Raw genomic sequence first — 15,858 nt, 5'->3', positions numbered from 1 at the left:
CGCGACCACCGGCCCGCCCCTCCGTCACCACCCGCTTCTGTTTCAGCGCGCCAGTTTGGCGAGCGGAGATTGAGTGGCCTGCCCTGCGCCACACCGGTCAACCCCCTCTTCGTCAGCCGCGACGATCCAACCGCATCCGGATCGAATCGAGCTCGGCCGGCAGCCGGCGCGAACGCTCGCGCCGCCGCGGCAGCGCGGCGAACCCCAGCCGCTCGTACAGCGCCCGGGCGCGCCCATTGCGGGTCAGCACGTCGAGCACGACGTCGCGGCTGCCGTCGGCCGGCAACGCGCCGGCGTCCAGCGCATCGCGGAACAACGCACTGAAGATACCCGTGCCGCGCTGCCGCTCGTCGGTCGCGCAATGCGCGACGAGGATCTGCGAACGCTTCGGCGCCGGGAGTTCCGTTTCGAGGATCAGCCCGCGCAGCAACTGGCCGATCGTGCGGCGCACGCCGAAGAAACGCGCGAGGGCCCACACGACATGCACGTCGTCGAACATCGTCCGCTGCCCGTCGTGAATCGCCATCACGGCAAGCACGGTGCCGTCTTGCGCAACCGCGACGCGGTGCCGGCGCCACGAGAAGCGCCCGTGACGCGAGCGGAATGCCCACTGCAGGAACGCGATGCAGCGCGCGTCGCTTTCGCCGAGAAAGAACCCGAATTCGGCCACGCCGGACGCAAACACGAGCGCCCCGCACGCCGCCGCATCATCCGCATCGGCCGCGCGAAACCGCGCGGGCTCGCCGGCGCGCGGAACCGCCCGCGGGAACGCGGCGGCCTGCGTCATGCGCTCCGCCCCGCCAGCCGCGACAACACGCCAACCGTCCGGCTGATCTGCTCCGGTTCGTGCGTCGAGCAGATGAAGAAACGCAGCCGCGCCGCCTTTTCCTCGACGGCCGGATAGAAGATCGGCTGCACGTTGATCCCTTCATCGAACATCGCATTCGCCCATTGCGCGGCCTTCAGCGAGCTCCCGGTAATCACCGGCACGACCGCATAACCCGCACTCGTGCCCGTATTCAGCCCGGCGGCGCGCGCCTCGGTCAGGAACTGCCGCCCGCGCGCCTGCAGTTGCGCGACGCGCGCCGGCTCCGCCTGCAGGCGTTCGAGCGCGGCCAGCGACGCTTCGGCGAGCGTCGGTGCGAGTCCGACGCTGTACAGAAAACCCGGCGCCAGATGACGCAGCATGTCGACGAGCGGCTGGCAGCCGGCGATGAAACCGCCGCAGCCGGCCAGCGTCTTGCTCATCGTGCCCATCCACATGTCGACCTGATCGGGGGCGACGCCGCAATGCTCGCGGATACCCTTGCCGGTCGCGCCAAGCACGCCGAGCGAGTGAGCCTCGTCGACCAGCAGGAACGCGCCGTGGCGCGTCTTCACGTCGACGAAGCGCTGCAGGTCGGGGAAATCGCCGTCCATGCTGTACAGCCCTTCGATCGCGATCAGCACGTGCCGATATTCGCGGCGCACACGCGACAGCAGTTCGTCGAGCGCCTGCCAGTCGTTGTGCGGGAAGCTCAACCGCTTCGCGCCGCTCAGCTGCGCGCCCTGCACGATGCTGTTGTGCGCGAGCGCATCGTGGACGACCAGGTCGCCCGGGCCGAACAGCGCGCCGATCACGGTCACGTTGGTCGCATGCCCGCTCACGAACGCAACGCAGTCGTCGGTCTCGTAGAACGCGGCCAGCGCGCGTTCGAGGTCGCGCTGCACCGGGCGTTCGCCCGCGACCATGCGGCTTGCCGATGCCGACGTGCCGTAGCGGTCGATCGCGGCTTTCGCACGCGCGGACACGTCCGGGTCGCCGGCCAGGCCGAGGTAATTGTAGTTCGCGAAGTTCAGGTATTCGCGGCCGCCGATCTGCGTCGTCGCACCGGCGACGCCGTCGTGCACGCGGAAAAACGGCGAGTCGACGCGCAGCTTCTCGCCCATCTCGCGCATGATCCGGACCTGCTGATATTGCGGCATCGATTCGAAGCGGCTGCGCGCCGACGCGGTCTGCGCAGCTGGCGTGCCGGGCACGCCGGGCGCCGCCGCGGCATCGGTCGCGCGTTCCAGTTGCCGTTTCAGGGCTTTCGCCGCCAGTTGCTGGCGAAGATGCTCTCCCAGTGCCATCGCTTCCTTCGCTGTATCCTGAAAAGGCGCTATGTTACGCCGCGTATTTTGAAAAAGCGTGGTTTCAAGTCTCGGAAAAGTCGGCCCACTGCCACGCATCGGGCGTAGCGAGCAGCGCATCGACCAGCCGGAAGTTCATTTCGTGGCTCGGCCGCAGCGCGCTCACGCGCGCCAGCAGCGGCGCACCGGCCAGCGCGAGATCGCCGACCAGATCGAGCACGCGATGCCGGACGAACTCTTCCGGCAGCCGCATCCCGCCCAGCACGCGATTGCCGACGATGGACGCGGTACACGACGGCCGCGCGCCGCGCAGGATCGGCACGCCGCGCAGATACCCGGCGACGATCGCCGGCACGGCCCACTTCACGCGCCCGTACGAGCGCGACGGCGCGATTTCGGTCGCGAATGCGGCCGGCGTCAGCGCGCCGTCCCAGTGCATGTCGCCGAAGCCGCGCAGGTCGTTGCGTACGCTCAGTTCATAGCGCGACGCCGGCTCGATCCGCATTTCACGCCGCTGGCCGCCCTCGCCATCCGTGACGACGACGGGCCGCAGCACCCGGATGAAGCGTTTCGGCGCATCGAGCGCGACGCGGCCGCATGCGCGGATCGCATCGACCCACGGCGTTGCGCTGCCGTCGAGAATCGGCACCTCCTCCGCGTCGAGCTCGACGATCGCGTGATCGATTTCGCACGCGAGCAGCGACGCAAGCAGATGCTCGACGGTGCGCACGCCGACGCCGTCGGCATTGCGCAGCATCGTGCAGAGCGGCTGCGCGCGGCGCAGCGCGGGATCGACCGGCAGCGTCGCGAGTGTGCGCCCGTGCGCGACGCGGCGGAACGCAATGCCCGTCACGCCGTCTTCCGGGCGTCCGGGCAGGATCCGCACGCCCACCCGGCGCCCCGTGTGCAGCCCGTGCCCGTCGATCGTCAGCGGCTGTGCCAGCGTACCCTGGCGCGTCGCCCAGCCTGCCGGTGCGCTCATCGCGCGACCTCCAGCGTCGGCGACACCTGGCCCGCCACGGGCGCCGGTCGCGTATCGAGCATCGCGCGCGCCTCGCCTTCGATCGCGTGTTTTGCGGCAAGCGCCGCAACCGCCTCCTGAGCGGCATCGGTCGCCGCCCCGGCGTCGGACGCATCGGCCGACGCGCCGATCGAATCGACGATGCGTCCGGCCAGCGTCGTCACCGACGCGCCTTCGGCAATCGCCATCACCGACAGCTTGACCTCGAACGCTTCCTCGACCGCAAGGCCGAGCTCCATCCCCATCAGCGAATCCATGCCCATGTCGAGCACCGACTTGTCGAGCGCGATGCGGTCGGGCGTCATGTGCAGAATCCGCGCAATCTGCGCCTGCAGCGTCCGCGCCACCAGCGCGATCGCTTCGTCGCGCGGCAACGCGAGCACCTCTTCGCGCAGCTGCGTGCCGCCGTCGCGCGCATCGCCGCCGCTCGCGTGCGATTGCAGCAGCGCATACCGGCGCGCCTTCGCGGCCGGCATCCCGCGCGCCACCGCGTGCCAGTCGAGCCGCACCACGGCTTCGCCGGCCGCGCCTGCAACCAGCGTGCGCTCGAGCGCGACCATCGCCTCGTCGGACGTGATCGACGCACCGCCGATCCGCGACTGCAACGCTTCGCGCGTATCGGCGTGGCGTGCGAGGAAACCGACGTCCTCGAGCGGCCCCCAGGCCATGAACGTGCCCGGCAACCCTGCCGCGCGGCGATGTTCGACCAGCGCTTCCAGGAAGGTGTTGGCCGCGACGTAGTTCGATTGCCCCGGATTGCCGAGATAGGTCGTCGCCGACGAATAGACCACGAACAGGTCGAGCGGCAGCGCGCGCGTCGCGCGATGCAGGTTCCACGCGCCGGCCACCTTCGGTGCGAGCACCGCGGCCATGCGTGCATCGTCGAGATTGCGCACGAGACCATCGTCGATCGACATCGCGGAATGCAGCACGCCCTTCAGCGGCACGTCGCGCCGGACGATCGCGGCAATCATCGCGTCGACCGCCGCGGCATCGGTCACGTCGCACGACACGACATCGACGGTGACGCCCAGCGTGTCGCGCCAGCACGCGACCTCGTCGCGCGCCGCAGCGGCGAGTTCGCCGGAGCGGCTCGCCAGCGTGATCCGGCGCGCGCCGCGCTCGACCATCCAGCGCGCGCTCGCGAAGCCGAGCCCGCCCGTGCCGCCGACCACCAGGTACGCGCCCCGCGGATCGAGTGCGAGCGAGCCCGCGCCCGTCACACCGCGCGTCGGCGCCGGCGTGCCGGACGGATAGGTCACGAGCACCTTGCCGATCTGGCGCGCCTGCTGCATGTAGCGGAACGCATCCTCGGCCCGTTCGGCGGGGAACGCGCGATACGGCAGCGGATGCAGCACGCCTGCCGCGAACAGCGCCATTACTTCGCCGAACAGGCGTTCGGTCAACTCCGGCAGCGCGCCCATCAACTGGTCGGCATCGATGCCGAAATAGCTGATGTTGTTGCGGAACGGCCGCAGCCCGATATGGCTGTTTTCGTAGAAATCGCGCTTGCCGAGCTCGAGGAAACGACCGAACGGACGCAGCGTGTCGATGCTGCGCACCATCGCTTCGCCGGCCAGCGAGTTCAGCACGATGTCGATGCCCTGCCCGCCCGTCATCGCGCGGATCTCGTCCGCGAACGCGAGACTGCGCGAATCGAGCACGTGATCGGCGCCAAGCAGGCGCACGAATTCGCGCTTCTCGTCGCTGCCGGCCGTCGCGAACACTTCCGCGCCGAAGTGGCGCGCGAGCTGGATCGCGGCGATCCCGACGCCGCCCGCGCCGCCGTGCACGAGCACGCGTTCGCCGCGGCGCAGCCGCGCGAGTTCGACGAGCGCGTAATACGCGGTGAAGAACGTGGTCGGCACGGTCGCCGCTTCCTCGAACGACAGGCGTTCGGGCTTCGGCGCGATCGCTTGCGTACGCGTCCTGACGCGCGTCGCGAACGATGCCGGCGCGAAGCCGAGCACCGCGTCGCCCGGCGCAAATGCCTTCACCGCGCGGCCGACCCGGACGACGCGGCCGGACAGCTCCATGCCGATAGACGCGCCCGCGAAGCCGGTTTCGACCGCCTCATCGGACAGGAGCCCCATCGCATACATCACGTCGCGGAAATTCAGGCCGGTGGCAACCGGCTCGATTTCCACCTCGTCCTCGCCCAACGGGCTTTCGGGCAACGCAAACCATTCGAGATTGCGCAACGAGCCCGGCGCGTCGAACGCGAGCACCGACGCGCGCGCGATCGCGCCATTGCTGCGCGCCGCGGCTTGCGCGGCCGTCAGCATGCGCGGCACCCGCCGCCCGTGTGCGCTCAGGACGACTTCCTCCTCGACCGCCGAGCCGGTCAGCTCGCGAATCAGCGCATCGGGAATCCCGTCCGCCGTCTGGTCGACGTCGATCAGGCGGCACGCGAGTTCGGGATGCTCGTTCGCGAGCACGCGACCGAGGCCCCACAGCGTCGCCTGTTCCGGGTGCGCATTCGCGGCCCCGGCAAACGGCGCGCCGCCGCGCGTGACGACGGTCAGCCGCGTGGCCGCGTTCGGCTGCGCGCCGAGCGCGCGCACGAGTGCCGCCAGCGCGATCGCGCCGTGACGCTGCGCGGCCATCAGGACGTCACCCGTCGCGGCCTCGGCGAGCGGCGTTTCCGGTGCGCAGAACACGACGTGCGCTGGCTGCCCGGCCGGCAACGACGCAATCGCATCGACCGCGTGCGTGAGGTCGACGATATCGGCCGGATAGCCCGCCCGCACCAGCGTATCGGCCAGTTGCCCGCCGAACCCGCCGACCGCACCCGGCGCGTGCATTACGAGCCAGTGTTCGTTGCGTGCGAGCGTATCGAGATCGCTCGGGTCGCCGCCGTGTCGGGCGGCATTCCTGCTCGCGGGATTGCGCGCGACGACGAACGTCGGCGTGCCGTCCAGGTCGAGCGATTGCTCGACGTGCCGCACAACGTCGACGTAGCCTGCGCGCGCGAGCGCGGCGTCGAGATCGGCCGGCGCCAGCGGCACGGGCGTGTCGGCTTCCGTCGACGCCGCCTGCGCGGCGAACACGATGTCGGAGAAACGGCCGCGGCGCGACTCGGCCAGCAACAGCAATCCACCGGGCGCCAGCCACGACCGCATCGCATGCAGCGCGTCGGCCACGTCGTGACGGCCGCTCAGCGCGCGGTTCGCGACAATCAGGTCGTAAGGCCCAGTGTCGTCGGCCGACAGCGACAATCGCTCGCCCGACTGCAGCGCCACCGTGCGCACCGCCGCTTCCGCGTCCGTGTCGAACCCGGCCAGCTGGCCGGCCGTCGCGGCAATCGTGTGATCGCAGCGTGCGGCCGCGAGATGCATGCCGAGCGTCTGCAGCACGTCGCCGTCCGTCGCACCGAGTTCGAGCACGCGCAGCCGGCGTGCCGGCTGCCATGCGTCGACCGCGTGCCCGACGCCGGCCGTCAGCAGCGCGTGCACGTGCTGCCAGGTCGGCGACGCGGCAAGGAGTTGCTCGACCAGACTGTGGCCGGTCGGCGACAGCCAGCGTGCGCCATCCTTCGCGCCGCTCAGCACGTCGGCCAACGCCGCGCCGCAATGCGCAAGCAGCGTCAGCTCGGCCACGTGCGCCGGCGATTCGGCCAGCAGCCCGCGCCACAGCTCGTCGAGCGGCGGCAACGCCGCGCACGCCGCGTCGTCGCGTACGAGGTGCGCGCCGTCGCGATGGGCCAAGCCGTCCTCGACGAGCATGTCGGCAAGACGCGCCGCCAGCGCCGCACGCCCGGGCGCCGGCTGCCAGGTGTCGGCGAACGCGCCGAGCGCATCGAATGCGCGCAGCACGTAGAGGCTCGCGAGCACGTCGAGCAGCGGCAGGATTTCGGTCAGATGCCGCGTGCGGCGGCCGTCGTCCTCGGCCGTCTCGAGCCGGGCGACCGCCTGCGCAAGCAGCGCGTCGGGCGCCGGCAGACCGGCCGCATCGACATCGCCCGGCAGCGGCGCCTCTTCGAGGCGGTACACGAAGCGCGCAGGCAGGTTCTGCCGGCGGCCGACGAGGTCGACGCGCCGGAACCGGCAAGCGCCGAGCCGCGCGACGATCGCGCCTTGCGCGTCGAGGAATTCGAAATGCGCGACGACCGAATGCGGGCTGCGCCGGTCGATCCGCGCGAGCACGCGAGCGACCGTATCGCCGCGCAGGTAGTCGACCCGGCCGATCTGCACCGGCACGTAAGCCGGACGCTCGCCATCGCGCGCGTGCGCGGCGAGCAGCGCGAACAGCGGATGAAACCCGCTGTCCATCAGCGCCGGATGCAGCAGATAGGCGGACAACGCCCGCGCATCGCCGCATGCGGCGGGTGCCGAGACATCGGCCAGCGCCGCATCGTCGCCCGCGGCGACCCGCACGCTCCGGACCCAGCGGAACGCCGGCCCGTACGTGAGGCCGATCGCTGCGGTGTTCGCATACAGCGTGTCGCCGTCGGCGGCCGGCAGCGCAAGCAGGCGCTCGAGCGTACCGGACGGGACGACCCGCGCGGCGCCGAGCGCGCAGCCGCTTTCCAGCATCCGCCCCGTCACGTTCAGCGTCCATGCGCCGTCCGACATCCGGTCGCGCGTCTCGATCGTGAAGGTCGCGGTGCGCGGCTCGATCACGAGCCGGAACAGCTTCGACTGCTGCGGCTGGAACACGACCGGCGTGCGGATCTCGACGTTTTCGAGTGCCGCATCCGGCGTATCGAAGAACGTCCGCGCCGCGGCAAGCGCCATTTCCACGTAACCCGCGCCCGGGAACGCCACGCCGCCGTCGACGACGTGATCGGCCAGCATCGGCAGCTTCGCTGGATCAAGCTGGTTTTCCCAGCCGAACGCGTGTTCGTGCAGGCGAAAGCCGAGCAGCGGATGCTCGCGGCGGCGATTGACGAGGCCGTAGCCTTCGACGGTCGGCGTCAGCCAGAACCGGTCGCGCTGCCACGGATAGGACGGCAATGCCGCGCGCGACGTGCCCGGTGCAAAGCGATCCGGATCGACGCTCGCACCGTGCGCGATCGCCGCGAGAATCGCCTGTCGCAGCGTCGCCGCGCTGCCGTGATCGCGCTTAAGCGTCGGCAGCACCGTGCCGGCCACGCCGGCAGCCGTGAACGCCTGCTTCACGTACGTGCGCAGGATCGAATGCGGCGACACTTCCACGAACAGCCGGACGCCCTGCTCGATCAGGTACGCGATGCCGTCGCCGAAGCGCACGGGCTCGCGGATGTTACGCCACCAGTAGTGCGCGTCGAGCTCGGTACCGGAGAACGCCCCGCCGGTCACGGTCGATACGAACGTACCGTTGCCCGGTTGCGGCCGCAGGCTGGCCAGTTCGGCCAGCACGATCGGCTCGATGCGATCCATGTGGCTGCTGTGGAACGCATAGTCGAGATCGAGCATCTGGAAGAACTTGCCGCTGCCGCGCAGCGCGGCCTCAAGTGCCTGCAGGCCCTGCAGTTCGCCCGCCAGCGTGACCGCATCGGGGCTGTTGATGCCGGCGATTTCGACGCGCCGCGCGAGCCCGTGACGCGCGATCAGTTCGCGTGCGGCCGCGTCGCCGATGCCGACCGCGGCCATCCGGCCGCTGCCGCGCGTCATCGCCTGCGCGCGGCTGCGGATCTTGATCACGCGCACCGCATCGGCGAGCGACAGCGCACCCGTCACCCACGCCGCGGCAATCTCGCCGACGCTATGGCCGATCGCCGCGTCGTAACGCATCCCGCGCGCATCGATCACGCGGATCATGCCGACCTGGATCGCGAACAGCAGCGGCTGCGCGTTCTCGGTCGCGGCGAGCCATTCGGCGCCCGCGCCGGCCAGCCATTCCGCGCCCGGGCCGCCGCGCATCACGTCGACGAGCGACGGGCTGCCGTCGGCGCACCACAGCGCGTCGACTTCGTCGAGCGCCGCGCGGAAGACGGCGTTTTCCGCGTAGAGTTCGTTGCCCATCCCGACCCACTGGCAACCGTTGCCCGAGAACACGAGCGCGGTGCGCGGCGTGTCCGCGGGCGCCTGACCGGTGACCACGCAGGCCGGCACGCCTTCCCGCGCCGGCTGGGCCAGTGCCGCCAGCGCCGCGCGGCCTTCGGCCACATCGGCCGGCGCGATGATCGCGCGATGTTCGAGCCATTGACGGCGGCGTGCGGCCGCGGCGGCAAGCGCCTGCCAGTCGCCGCCGTTGTCGAGCGTCGCCAGATAGCGGCCCGCGAGCGCGCCGAGCGCAGTCGCGCTGCGCGCGGTCAGCACGAGCGGAGACAGCGCATCGGCCGGTTCCGGCGCAGCCGTCGACACGTCGCGGGCAGCCGGCGCCTCGGTCAGCACGACGTGTGCGTTCGTGCCGCCGAAACCGAACGAGTTGACGCCGACCGTCAGCGGCGCGTCGCCCGCGTCGAGCGGCATGAAGCGATCGACGACGCGCAGGTGCCCGCCGTCGAAATCGATGCCGGGATTGGGCGTGACGAAATGCAGCGAGCGCGGCACCGCGCGATGCTTCAGGCACAGCACGGCCTTCAGCAGGCCGGCCATGCCGGAGGCCGTTTCAAGGTGGCCGATGTTGGTCTTCACCGAACCGATGAGTAGCGGACGGTCCGCCGGGCGCTGGCCCGACACGACGTCGATCAGCGCGCGCGCCTCGATCGGATCGCCGACCGCCGTGCCGGTGCCGTGCGCCTCGAGGTACGCGAGCGACTGCGGATCGATACCGGCGCGCGCGTACACGCTGCGCAGCAGCGACGCTTGCGCGGCCGCGCCGGGCACACTGATGCCGCCCGGCGAGTGGCCGACCGAGTTCACGCCGGAGCCGGCGATCACCGCATGGATCGTGTCGCCGTCGGCGAGCGCGCGATCGAGCGGCTTGAGCACCACGAGCGCGCCGCCTTCGGAGCGAACATAACCATCGCCGGTCGCATCGAATGCGCGGCAACGGCCGCGCGGCGACAGCATCGACGCCTTGGAGAAGCTGACGAAGCCGAACGGATGCAGCAGCAGGTTGACGCCGCCCGCGAGCGCCATCTCGGCTTCGCCGGACTGCAGCGCCTTGACGGCCTGGTGGAGCGCGACGAGCGACGACGAGCACGCCGTGTCGACGGACATGCTCGGACCGCGCAGGTCGAACAGGTAGGACACGCGGTTCGACGCGATGCTCAGTGTGTTGCCGGTCGCCGAATACGGATCGATCACGTTCAGATCGTCCATGTTGCGGTTGCCGTAATCCATGCTGGCGGCGCCGACGAACACGCCGCAGTTGCTGCCGCGCATGTCGGCCGGGCGCACGCCCGCGTCCTCGAACGCTTCCCATGCGAGTTCGAGCAGCAGGCGCTGCTGCGGGTCCATCTGGGCCGCTTCGCGCGGGGAAATGCCGAAGAATGCGGCGTCGAAGCCGGCGACGTTGTCGAGCACGCCGGCCGCGAACGTGTAGCTCTTGCCCGGTTCGCGCTTGGACGGGTGCTGGTAGAAATCGGTGCCGAAGCGGTCGGCGGGGATTTCGGTCACTGCGTCGCGTTCGTCGCGCAGCAGTTGCCAGAAGTCGCCGAGATTGTTAGCGCTCCCGGGAAACCGACAAGCCACCCCAATTATTGCAATCTTACTGTTCATCTTTTATGTCGCTTTCTCGGATGCGTGCGGCTCTTCCACGCGATTTCCGTCATCTTGTACCACATGCAAAAGTACCGACCCGAGTTCTTCGGCAGCCAGGTCACGGCGTTCGGGAGTATCCGTGCCGTAGTTCCGCCATATGAAGTAGTCGCTGTTTTGCGGTGTAACGCCTAGTTTTTCGAATACATGAGGCAGCGCGGGAACGTGGTCGCCGTAGAAACAAACGACTGTTTCACGATCGCTGGTACGCAAATGATCGAGCAAGCGCCCGATCATTGCGTCGGCATTTTCAATGTGCCGTAGATATGCGGTCAGGTCGCGCCAGGAGGCGTCTTCGCCAAGAGTATGCCTCGAAGACGATTCTCCGGGTAAAACCTGCTCCAGGTGCAGGGGGCCGTGGTTTTCCATTGTCATTGCGAACACGAAGCGAGGCGTGTCGCCCCGTGCATTCAATGTCGAAATGACCGCCTCCGCGACGGCGGCGTCTGCAACGTACGGCCCCGCGCGGGCAGCATCCTTAAAGTGCCCGATGTCGAGAAACTGTTCGAATCCGAACAACGGAAATACGCGATTCCGGCCAAAAAAATCCGCGTAGTACGGGTGAATCGCCAACGTCGCATAACCTGCTCGAGCGAACCACCGCGCAAGCGAGACACACGCTCGGCGTACGAACGCGTAAGGATAGAATTGTGCATAACCCAGCGCCGCCGAAGGGATTCCGGCCAACACGGCAAACTCCGTGCGCATTGTGTTAGCGCCCCAAGCCGGCACTGTCAACTCGCCGTAGTGTACTGCTTCGCGCCGCGCGCGGTCGAGTTGCATAAATCCGGACGAATCGACGGCGTCGCAGACACGACGAATATCGAAAAACGATTCGCTTTGAATGACGATCACGTCAGTACGACGCTGCGGCCTACCCGCCCCGAAAGGACTTGCAACCATTGCCCGCTGGAAGATTGTGAAGGTCGCGGAGCGCAATCCATTCATCAGATATGCAACAAACACGGCAAAGAAGCCATGTCGAGCCTGATCGACGCAGGGATCGAGGGAAAGGGACAGCCCGGCGGCAAGCATGCGAACGGCGAGGAACAACACAACCAACAGCAGCAACAGAAGCCACTTAGAACTCCACGCAACTGCTGGCTCGGCAGCAAAACCACCGATCACGAGCATGACACCAACCGCGATTGCCACAACTTTGCCGATACTCAAGAACGGCAGATAAAGGCGCGGATGTGAAAACAACTGGCTGAACAGACTCAGATCGGTAAATACGAATGGCTCGCGCAATGACTCATATTTTGCATTGCTGACCGCGACAACCAAACCAACGAGCGCCAGCGCGCCAAACGCCGCGACGATCGGACGCGACGTAACAGCCAACATGAGGACAGCAATCCACGTTACAGAAAGGATGTGAAGCGCTGACGATCTCGCAGTCCGACGGAGCGGTGCTTGCGGCTTCACCATGATATCCAGGACGAACGAAAGCACGATGACGACCGCAATCGCCGGCCCAAACCTGCCGCTCAATTTGAATCTACCTTGCGAGGCACATAAGACAGACGAGCGAGAATTGCATCCGCAATCGTGGCCGGCAACAGCGGCAAGAGGCGCATGCCCAGAACCAGCGGACCTGGAAATGCAATCTCTGCACGTCTCGCATCAAGTTTGCGGCGAATGTACACCGCAGCCCGGTCCGCACTCCACATGAATCGCCGATCCCCCGGAAACGCGTCGCTCATCGCCGTTTCGACGAAACCCGGAAGTATGATCGAGACACCGATTCCCTCACGGGCGAGCAATGGGCGAATGGAATCGCCGTATGCCTTGATTGCTGCCTTGCTTGCACAATATGCGGGCGAAATTGCCATCCCACGTAACGCAGCAATTGAACTCGTCATCGCAATATGACCCCGCTTGCGCACACGCATACGCTCGACGACAGGTAGCACAGTGTGTATTGCGCCGTAGAAATTCGTGTCGACAACTGCAGAGGTCCGGTCGAGCCCTTCCCAATCATTGGCATCACTTAGCGTACTTGCCGCACCGGCGTTGGCAATCAGCAGATCGATAGGATGTGAGTCGTCGAATTGCTGAAGCCAGCACTTCGTAGCGTTGGCGTCACGGACGTCAACAGCCGCAGTGACAACCTTTGCGCCGCATGCACGACAGTCAGCGGCACTCAGCTCAAGGCGCGCTTCGTCCCGTCCACTTAAGCCAAGCACGATGCCAGGTTGGGCGTACGCAAGAGCGAGCGCACGGCCGAGACCGGAACTGGCACCGGTAATAGAGATATGCTTGTGCACCATGCCATCACGCATTTACCGGTGCCTCCAACCGCACGACAGCACCGGCCACCGCCATCTCGATTCCAGTGCGAGTATAAAAATCTCCGTTGATCTGAGTGTGGTGAACGATGTAATCGAGGAAACACTGGTAAAGATTCATGTCAGGCCTTTCAGCATGGCGCCAGAAGTCGTCAAGCGCACCCTGCCAAGTCAGACCAGGCATATCATAGATCGCCCTACCGAGTGCAACGAGTGGCCGACAGTGGTGCAATGCAGACAACCCGACTGTGCTGTTGACCACTACCACCCCGCACGCATTTTCCAGTAGCGTGGGAAGATGACCTGCATCGATGAAACGGAGCCGATCGGCGATTCCAAATTCTGACGCAAGCTTCTGCGCGTAGCTTCGATACTCGATCAACCCCGTGTCAAGGGGATGATTCTTGACGACAAGCCAGTGATTCGCCCTCGCACTGCGAGCAAACGAGCGCAGCACGGTCTCAATGGCATTCCGAACACCATCAAACGGTGAATGAACCACCATTTGCGCGTCCGAATTCAATTGCAAGGGCAAGACGTAGTACGGCCTCTTAGTTTCGATCAGTTCGCGCGTAAGAGCATCTGCCTCATGCTTGTGTTTGCGCTGCAAGCACGCCCGCGCGGCGAGACCGGCATACTCAAAAAATCCATTCGTCGGACGGTGACTACGGTAGCCTGGGAAACGCTTCGCGTATAGCGTATTGGCCGCCCGATATCGGATATCATGAAAAGCACGCTCATAGAGGTTATAACCCGTTGACCGGCCTTCCGGACACGAAGGCGTAATATTTTTGTGCTCCAGATACCAAGCGGGGTCACGCGAGAGAGTCGAACGACCGTTAACACCGCAATGTTCCAAAGTCAGCCAATGCGGCCGCACGTACCCTTCTTCGAAAACGTTAACGCGCACGCCGGCAGCTTGGGATATTGGGTGCGCGTGTCGATGAACGTCGCGACAATCACCGAACATGAGGATATCCGTAAACCGGCCGGTGCCGAGAACTCCTTGATACCAGTTCGAAAGATCACTCAACGCGCCGGTATAGTTCCACGCCTTGCCGCTTTCCGCATATGCTAGGTCGCCACCGCAGAAGTTAACGCGTTGCACCGCATGCCCTCTTCCTCGCAACGCGGCCGAGAGCCGCGCAAAGAACGGCGAGGCCGTGCCCTGTAGAACCAGGAAGGAACGTTGCATATCAGAGCAAAAAAGTCGACGCAGCGGTAACTCTCGCGCCGGCCGCCCTGAACAAGGCACCCCATCCGAAACGAGTTCATCCGTCTAAGTTGGTTAAAATTGGAACACTTCCACAGCCTGACAGGATACCTCACCGTCAAAGTGGAGGCAAAATGGATAAAATGTGGCGCCAAGTGATGTTGCGAGAACCGCAACATTGATGGCAGAGGTCATACAATTTAGATATACTCGGCAGCCCTCGGCTGGATTGTCCACTGACGGCTGCTCGAAGCAGCTTGGCGCGTGATCGAGTTGGGAATTTGTCCCTTGCTCAACGCGTGACGGCGCAGTAAATCCATTGCCGCTTTAGTCCCACGTAAACTGTTCGTGTTGCGGTTCTTTCCGCCGCTTGCGCCGAACTTCATTTCGATGATCGTGGCCTCGGAAAGACTTATAAGGTAGTTACACGTTGGAAACGGGACCTAACAGCAATGCGGCAACGCCGCAATTGGGGAAGAAACAAGGCGTGGTCGACCGACTACGGGCCAACAAGCTCTTTGCCTTGACTGTTGCGCTCCCCACACTCCTAGCCGTAGTTTACTTCGGCGTCGTTGCATCGGACATCTACGTATCGGAGTCGCGCTTCGTCGTTCGCAGCGCTCAACGCCAAAACCAGACCAGCGTCGTTGGTGCCCTCCTTCAAGGGACCGGTTTCGCGCGCGCCCAAGACGACACCTACCCCGTAATCGATTACATTCAGTCACGTGATGCGCTGCGCGAACTGAATCACAACAACTACATCGCCGACGCGTACGGGAACCATGGTGATCTCATCAGTCACTTCTCCCGCAGTCTTGATGATAGCTTTGAAGCACTCTGGAAATACTATGGCAAACATATCGTGACTGCAGACCTCGATACAACGTCTGCGATCACGACCTTGAAGATCCGCGCCTACACTGCCAAAGACGCAGCCAGAATCAACGAGGATCTTCTCGAAATGAGCGAGCGCTTGATCAACCGCATGAACGAGCGCGCCGCAGTGGATACTGTACGTTTCGCCCAACAGCAAGTCAACGAGGCTACGAATAAGGCGAAGGACGCCGCCGCCGCGCTGGCATCATTCCGAAATGCACATACCGTTTTCGACCCGGAACGACAGTCCGCACTACAGCTGCAGCAGATTTCAGCACTCCAGACTCAAATGTTTGGCGAACAAACAAAACTGAGTCAACTGCAGTCCTTGTCCCCACAAAATCCGCAAATTCCCGCACTCAAGACGAGCATCGAGTCAATTCAAAAGCAGATTCAAGATGCGACCGGCGGCGTAACGGGCGGCAAAGCTTCACTCTCAAACAAAGCGGCCAATTACGCTCGACTCGAACTCGATGCCCAATTCGCAGATAAGCAACTAGCGTCAACGATGGCGGCACTGGAAAACGCTCGCGCAGACGCACAGCGCAAGCAACTCTATCTCGAAAGACTTGTTCAGCCCAATACTCCGGACATCGCAATTGAACCAAAACGGATAAGGTCAATATTTGAAGTCTTTGCATTGGGAATGATTGCTTGGGGAATCTTGACGCTGCTCCTTGCCGGTGTACGCGAGCATCATGATTGATGCGAGATCGG

8 protein-coding genes are annotated in these 15,858 nt (G+C 65.6%); 1 reads left to right on the top strand and 7 read right to left on the bottom strand.

Going from position 1 to position 15,858, the window contains the following annotated elements:
- Positions 1-112 precede the first annotated feature (112 nt).
- From AC1VVG_RS03935 to AC1VVG_RS03905, 7 genes are all read right to left on the bottom strand, one after another.
- The gene (locus AC1VVG_RS03935) at positions 113-787 is read right to left on the bottom strand and encodes a GNAT family N-acetyltransferase (protein ID WP_482835279.1); all 675 of its coding nucleotides are present in this window, start codon (positions 785-787) and stop codon (positions 113-115) included.
- Complete coding sequence (locus AC1VVG_RS03930; protein WP_059557302.1) at positions 784-2,112, bottom strand: aminotransferase class I/II-fold pyridoxal phosphate-dependent enzyme; 1,329 nt, start codon at positions 2,110-2,112, stop codon at positions 784-786. The genes AC1VVG_RS03935 and AC1VVG_RS03930 overlap by 4 nt, the downstream gene beginning before the upstream one ends.
- A gap of 64 nt (positions 2,113-2,176) precedes the next feature.
- Positions 2,177-3,094, bottom strand: coding sequence for a UDP-3-O-acyl N-acetylglycosamine deacetylase (locus AC1VVG_RS03925; RefSeq protein WP_473376247.1), 918 nt, complete (start codon positions 3,092-3,094; stop codon positions 2,177-2,179).
- Positions 3,091-10,722, bottom strand: a complete 7,632-nt coding sequence (locus tag AC1VVG_RS03920; protein WP_482835278.1) for a type I polyketide synthase — start codon at positions 10,720-10,722, stop codon at positions 3,091-3,093. The genes AC1VVG_RS03925 and AC1VVG_RS03920 overlap by 4 nt, the downstream gene beginning before the upstream one ends.
- A gap of 3 nt (positions 10,723-10,725) precedes the next feature.
- Complete coding sequence (locus AC1VVG_RS03915; RefSeq protein WP_482835277.1) at positions 10,726-12,192, bottom strand: LTA synthase family protein; 1,467 nt, start codon at positions 12,190-12,192, stop codon at positions 10,726-10,728.
- Positions 12,193-12,251: 59 nt separating this feature from the next.
- Entirely contained in the window at positions 12,252-13,046 is a 795-nt protein-coding gene (locus AC1VVG_RS03910) for an SDR family NAD(P)-dependent oxidoreductase (protein WP_482835276.1), read from the bottom strand.
- Positions 13,039-14,247 (bottom strand): capsule biosynthesis protein, encoded by a 1,209-nt coding sequence (locus tag AC1VVG_RS03905; RefSeq protein ID WP_482835275.1) that lies wholly within the window; start codon positions 14,245-14,247, stop codon positions 13,039-13,041. Before AC1VVG_RS03905 ends, AC1VVG_RS03910 begins: the two co-directional genes overlap by 8 nt.
- 487 nt (positions 14,248-14,734) lie before the next feature.
- Here AC1VVG_RS03905 and AC1VVG_RS03900 point away from each other — a divergent pair, with 487 nt between their 5' ends.
- Positions 14,735-15,847, top strand: coding sequence for a KpsE/RkpR family capsule polysaccharide export protein (locus AC1VVG_RS03900; RefSeq protein WP_482835881.1), 1,113 nt, complete (start codon positions 14,735-14,737; stop codon positions 15,845-15,847).
- The last annotated feature ends 11 nt before the right edge of the window (positions 15,848-15,858 follow it).

It is taken from the genome of Burkholderia sp. L-4 (genome assembly GCF_056856535.1).
Note: the sequence above shows the minus strand (reverse complement) of the source record. Positions and strands in the feature narration are given on the sequence as shown.

Excerpts from the sequence above, each read along its gene's own strand:
- AC1VVG_RS03935 (WP_482835279.1), bottom strand. The coding sequence starts at position 787 with ATGACGCAGGCCGCCGCGTTCCCGCGGGCGGTTCCGCGCGCCGGCGAG.
- AC1VVG_RS03930 (WP_059557302.1), bottom strand. The coding sequence starts at position 2,112 with ATGGCACTGGGAGAGCATCTTCGCCAGCAACTGGCGGCGAAAGCCCTG.
- AC1VVG_RS03925 (WP_473376247.1), bottom strand. The coding sequence starts at position 3,094 with ATGAGCGCACCGGCAGGCTGGGCGACGCGCCAGGGTACGCTGGCACAG.
- AC1VVG_RS03920 (WP_482835278.1), bottom strand. The coding sequence starts at position 10,722 with ATGAACAGTAAGATTGCAATAATTGGGGTGGCTTGTCGGTTTCCCGGG.
- AC1VVG_RS03915 (WP_482835277.1), bottom strand. The coding sequence starts at position 12,192 with ATGGTGAAGCCGCAAGCACCGCTCCGTCGGACTGCGAGATCGTCAGCG.
- AC1VVG_RS03910 (WP_482835276.1), bottom strand. The coding sequence starts at position 13,046 with ATGCGTGATGGCATGGTGCACAAGCATATCTCTATTACCGGTGCCAGT.
- AC1VVG_RS03905 (WP_482835275.1), bottom strand. The coding sequence starts at position 14,247 with ATGCAACGTTCCTTCCTGGTTCTACAGGGCACGGCCTCGCCGTTCTTT.